The following is a 5,362-nucleotide window of genomic DNA, read 5'->3' as shown; positions in this document are numbered from 1 at the left end:
GCGCGTGACCGCCCCCGCCAAGCGCGCCGCTCCGGCTCGCCGCGCGGCCCCGGCCGCGGCGCCCGACGCCGAGTCGGCCTCGTCGAACGTCAGCGCGACGGTTCCKGCTCCGGTMGCGGCCCCCGCCCCGACCCCGGTGATCGCGGCTCCGGCCGCCCCGGCGCCCACCCCGGCTCCGGCTCCCGCCCCGACGGCGGCCCCGGTCACGCCGGACGCCCCGATGTAGTGAGTGGCGTAGCGTAAAAAGAAGGGCGGCTCCTCGCGGGGCCGCCCTTTTTCTTAGCTGATCAACCTAGCGGCGGATCACCACCACTTGTCGGCCTTGGCCTTGAAGCCGGCGGCCTTTTCCATGGCGCCGGCCACCGAGAACACCGTGCCCTCGTCCAGCGGCTTGCCGATGATCTGCAGACCCAACGGCAGGCCGTTGGCGTCCAGACCGGCGGGCAGCGACAGGCCCGGCAGCCCGGCGAGGTTGGTCGTCACCGTGAACACGTCGTTCAGGTACATGGCGATCGGGTCGTTGCTGTTCTCGCCCAGACCGAACGCAGCCGACGGAGCCGTCGGGGTCAGGATGGCGTCGCACTTTTCCCAGGCGTTGTCGAAATCCTCGGCGATGCGGCGGCGCACCTTCAGGGCCTTCAGGTAGTAGGCGTCGTAATAGCCGGCCGACAGCACGTAGGTGCCGATCAGGATGCGGCGCTTGACCTCGTCGCCGAAGCCGGCGGCGCGGGTGTTCTCGTAGACCTCGGTCAGGTTCGCGCCCTCGGCCCGCAGGCCGTAGCGCATGCCGTCATAGCGGGCCAGGTTCGACGAGGCCTCGGCCGGGGCCACGATGTAATAGGCCGGCAGGGCGTACTTGGTGTGCGGCAGGCTGATCTCGACGATCTCGCAGCCGGCTTCCTTCAGCCAGGCGATCCCGTCGGCCCACAGCTTCTCGATCTCGGCCGGCATGTTGTCGACGCGGTATTCCTTGGGAATGCCGATCCGCAGGCCCTTGACCGACTTGCCGACGAAGGCCGCGAAATCGGGAACCGGCACGTCCAGGCTGGTCGAGTCCTTGGGGTCGTGGCCCGACATCGAGGTCAGCAGGATCGCGGCGTCCTCGACGGTCTTGGCGATCGGGCCAGCCTGGTCCAGCGAGCTGGCGAAGGCCACCGTGCCCCAGCGCGAGCAGCGGCCGTAGGTCGGCTTGATCCCGACGGTGCCGGTGAACGAGGCCGGCTGGCGGATCGAGCCGCCGGTGTCCGTGGCGGTGGCGCCCAGGCACAGATCAGCGGCGACGGCCGCGGCGCTGCCGCCCGAGCTGCCGCCCGGCGTCAGGGCCTGGTTGGAGCCGGACTTGCGCCAGGGGTTGATCACCGGACCGTAGGCGCTGGTCTCGTTCGACGAGCCCATGGCGAATTCGTCGAGGTTCAGCTTGCCCAGCATCACCGCTCCGTCGCGCCACAGCTGGCTGGTGACGGTCGACTCGTAGTGCGGGACGAACGGTTCGAGGATCTTCGACGCCGCCGTGGTGGGCGTGCCTTCGGTGCAGAACAGGTCCTTGATGCCCAGGGGCGCGCCGTCCAGGCGGCCGGCCGCGCCCAGCGCACGCCGGGCGTCCGAAGCGGCGGCCATCGACAGGGCCTGCTCGGGCGTCTCGAACAGGAAGGCGTTCAGGCCGCGCGCGGCCTCGACGGCCTCGATGTGGGCGCGGGTCAGCTCGACCGAGGTGAAGTCCCCGGCCTCCAGCCCGTCCAGCGCGCCCTTGAGGGTGAGAGAGGTCAGCGAAGTCATCGTTATTCAACCACCTTCGGGACCACGAAGAACCCATCGACCGACTTGGGGGCGTTGCCGGTGACGACATCGGCGTCGCCGCCCATGGTCACCACGTCGTCGCGCAGCGGAAGGCCGGCGTGCACGACGCTGGTCAGCGGCTCGACGCCGTCGGTGTCGACCTCGGCCAGCTGCTCGATCCACGTCATGATGCCGTTGAGCTCCTGGGCCAGGGGCTCCAGACGATCTTCGGGCGTGGCGATGCGGGCAAGCCGCGCGACCTTCCGCACGGTGGCGGCGTCAATGGCCATGGGGGCCTCCTGAATTCCAAGCGCGTGGGTTAGCCGTGCGAGGGGCGCTTTGACAAGCTCTTCCCTTGTTTGGGGGGCGCTCCCCCGTGTTATGAGGACTTATGCCCGTCCTAGACATCGCCGAATTCGCCGCCGCCATTCCCGACTACCTGCCGATCGTCGGCCTGGACCCCGGCGAGAAGACCATCGGCGTGGCCGTGTCCGACGTCACCCTGACCGTGGCCAGCCCGCTGGCCCTGATCAAGAAGACCAAGTTCAGCGAGGACGCCGAGGTGCTGTTCAAGCTGATGGGCAGCCGCAAGGCGGCCGGCATCGTCATCGGCCTGCCGATGAACATGGACGGCACGGAAGGCGTGCGCTGCCAGTCCAACCGGGCCCTGGGCCGCAACCTGCTGCGCCTGCAGCCCCACATTCCGATCACCTTCTGGGACGAACGCCTGTCGACGGCCGCCGTCACCCGGGTGCTGATCGAGGAGCACGACGTCAACCGCAAGCGCCGCGCCGAGGTCGTCGACAAGATGGCCGCCGGCTGGATCCTGCAGGGCGCGCTGGAGCGGATCCGGGGGATCAACGAGGCGGCGGGCAAGGGGTTTTAACGCCCTGCGTCCTTCGAGGCTCGCCTGCGGCTCGCACCTCAGGATGAGGAGCTTCGTATTGGAATTCCTCATCCTGAGGCGCTCGCGCAGCGGGCCTCGAAGGACGCACGGCGTCCGACGAATCCTTCCCTCCCCGCCCAAAGCCCCGTATGACGCCCACTCATGACGGCCAAACCCCCGCCCCATGAGCTCGCCGACCCGATCGAGACGATCCGCAAGCGCATCTTCTCGTTCCCCCGGCGCCACTTCCTGTCGGCCGGCGACCTGAACGCCCTGCAGGCCACGGATCTGCTGGACCTGGCCGACGCCTTCGTCGACTTCAACCGCCAGACGTCCAGGTCCCTCGACATCCTCAAGGGGCGGACGCTGATGAACCTGTTCTTCGAGAACAGCACCCGCACCCAGTCCAGCTTCGAGATCGCCGGCAAGCGCCTCGGCGCCGACGTCGTCAACATGAGCCCGCGCACCTCGTCGATCACCAAGGGCGAGACCCTGATCGACACCGCCGTCACCCTGAACGCCATGCGCCCCGACCTGCTGGTGGTGCGCCACGCCTCGTCGGGCGCGGCCAGCCTGCTGAGCCAGAAGGTCAGCGGCAGCGTGATCAACGCCGGCGACGGCCAGCACGAGCACCCGACCCAGGCGGTGCTGGACGCCCTGTCGATCCGCCGTGCCTTCGGCCGGGTCTCGGGCCTGACCGTGGCGATCTGCGGCGACGTTCTGCACAGCCGCGTGGCCCGCTCGAACGTGGCCCTGCTGCACACCCTGGGCGCCAGCGTCCGTCTGGTCGGACCGCCCACCCTGATGCCGGCCCAGGCCGAGCGCTGGGGCGTCACCGTCCACCACGACATGAAGGCCGGAATCGCCGGGGCCGACGTGGTGATGATGCTGCGCCTGCAGCTGGAGCGCATGCAGGGGGCCTTCGTGCCCTCGACCCGCGAATATTTCCGCTTCTACGGCCTGGACCGCGAGAAGCTGGCCCGCGCCGCGCCCAAGGCCAAGGTCATGCACCCTGGCCCCATGAACCGTGGCGTGGAGATCGACTCCGACGTCGCCGACGATCCCGAGATCAGCCTGATCCAGGACCAGGTCGAGATGGGCGTCGCCGCCCGCATGGCCGTGCTGGCCTCCCTTGCGCATCGGCTCGAGGAGCACGGCAAATGAGCGCGTCACAGCCCCTCGCCCTGATCAACGCCCGCCTGGTCGACCCCGAGAGCGGCTATGACGGCCCCGGCGGCGTGATCGTCTCCGAAGGCGTGATCTCCGACGTCGCCAAGGGCCGCGAGTTCGCCAAGCTGACCAAGGACGTCCGCGTCATCGACTGCGGCGGCGCCATGCTGGCGCCCGGCCTGATCGACCTGCGGGTCAAGACCGGCGAGCCCGGGGCCGAGACCAAGGAAACCCTGGCCAGCGCCGCCCGGGCCGCGGCGGCCGGCGGGGTGACCAGCTTCGTCGTCCAGCCCGACACCGACCCGGCTGTCGATGACCCCAGCGTTGTCGACTTCATCCTGCGCCGCTCGCGCGACATCGACAGCGCCCGCATCCTCTGCGCCGGCGCGGCGACCAAGGGACTGAAGGGCGAACAGATGGCCGAGATCGGCCTGATGCGCGAGGCCGGCTGCGTCTATGTGACCGACGCCGACCGCCCGATCGTCGACAGCAAGGTGATGCAGCGCATCCTCACCTACGCCAAGGGCTTCGAGACCCTGCTGGCCCACCGGCCGATGGACCCGTGGCTGGCCAAGGGCGGCGCGGCCACCGGCGGCGAGTTCGCCGGCCGCATGGGCCTGCCCTCGATCTCGCCGATGGCCGAGCGGATCATGCTGGAGCGCGACGTGGCCCTGCTGGAGGCCACCGGCGGCCGCCTGCTGGTCGACCAGGTCACCAGCGCCCAGGCCCTGGAGACCCTGGCCCGCGCCAAGGCCAAGGGCCTGCGCATCCACGCTTCGGTGTCGATCAACCACTTGTCGTTCAACGAACTGGACATCGGCGACTATCGCAGCTTCGCCAAGGTCACCCCGCCCCTGCGCGGCGAGGACGACCGCCAGGCCCTGATCGAGGCCCTGGCCTCGGGCCTGATCGACGTCGTCGTCTCGGCCCACGCCCCGGCCCCGGCCGAGGACAAGCGCCTGCCGTTCGACGAGGCCACGCCCGGCGCCGTGGGTCTGGAGACTCTGCTGCCGGCCCTGCTGAGCCTCTATCACGAGGAACGCCTGCCGCTGGTCGACCTGATCCGCGCCGTCACCCTGGCCCCCGCCGCCCTGATCGGCCTGCAGTCGGGCCGCATCGCCCCCGGCGCCCCGGCCGACCTGGTGCTGTGCGACCTGGACGCCCCGCTGATCATCGACGCCGGCAAGCTGCTGTCGAAGTCCAAGAACTCGCCGTTCGACGGACGCAGGCTGCAGGGCCAGGTGCTTATGACGATCGTCGACGGCCGCGTGGTGCACCGGGCGGAAGGGTAAGGCGCTCCGCCCCCTCTGGGGGCGGACAGGCGGCGAAGCCGCCAGGTGGGGGAAGTGCTCACGGCACGATCTCTCATGCTCACGCGGCGAGCCGCTGAGGGAATGGAAAGGGTCGCGGAGCGCCGGACGACGTCCGGAGGTCTTTGAATGAATACCGTTTCGACGAAGCCGATCGCTCCGCGCCATCGTTATCCGCCAGCATCCGGTGGGCAGCCCTGTTGAGGCTTAGCCGGACCCG

At 69.8% G+C, this 5,362-nt stretch carries 5 protein-coding genes and 1 pseudogene; 4 read left to right on the top strand and 2 right to left on the bottom strand.

What is annotated here, in order from left to right:
• A pseudogene (locus AC1DMQ_RS25715) lies at positions 1-226 on the top strand (hypothetical protein); the annotation flags it as partial.
• Between the two features lie 77 nt (positions 227-303).
• Here the strand turns inward: AC1DMQ_RS25715 and gatA are convergent.
• Together gatA and gatC are read right to left on the bottom strand one after the other, a co-directional pair.
• On the bottom strand, positions 304-1,776 hold the full coding sequence (gene gatA, locus AC1DMQ_RS25710) for an Asp-tRNA(Asn)/Glu-tRNA(Gln) amidotransferase subunit GatA (RefSeq protein WP_477036362.1): 1,473 nt from the start codon (positions 1,774-1,776) through the stop codon (positions 304-306).
• Between the two features lie 2 nt (positions 1,777-1,778).
• Entirely contained in the window at positions 1,779-2,066 is a 288-nt protein-coding gene (gatC, locus tag AC1DMQ_RS25705; RefSeq protein ID WP_477036361.1) for an Asp-tRNA(Asn)/Glu-tRNA(Gln) amidotransferase subunit GatC, read from the bottom strand.
• Positions 2,067-2,167: 101 nt separating this feature from the next.
• Here gatC and ruvX point away from each other — a divergent pair, with 101 nt between their 5' ends.
• The 3 genes from ruvX (at position 2,168) to pyrC (ending at position 5,124) form a co-directional block, all read left to right on the top strand.
• Positions 2,168-2,662, top strand: coding sequence for a Holliday junction resolvase RuvX (ruvX, locus tag AC1DMQ_RS25700; RefSeq protein WP_477036360.1), 495 nt, complete (start codon positions 2,168-2,170; stop codon positions 2,660-2,662).
• A 162-nt stretch (positions 2,663-2,824) separates the two neighbouring features.
• Positions 2,825-3,826, top strand: coding sequence for an aspartate carbamoyltransferase catalytic subunit (locus AC1DMQ_RS25695; protein ID WP_477036359.1), 1,002 nt, complete (start codon positions 2,825-2,827; stop codon positions 3,824-3,826).
• A complete protein-coding gene (gene pyrC / locus AC1DMQ_RS25690; RefSeq protein WP_477036358.1) occupies positions 3,823-5,124 on the top strand; it encodes a dihydroorotase in 1,302 nt (433 codons plus the stop codon). Before AC1DMQ_RS25695 ends, pyrC begins: the two co-directional genes overlap by 4 nt.
• Positions 5,125-5,362 lie beyond the last annotated feature (238 nt).

The organism is Caulobacter sp. 05L422 (assembly GCF_056397765.1).
Note: the sequence above shows the minus strand (reverse complement) of the source record. Positions and strands in the feature narration are given on the sequence as shown.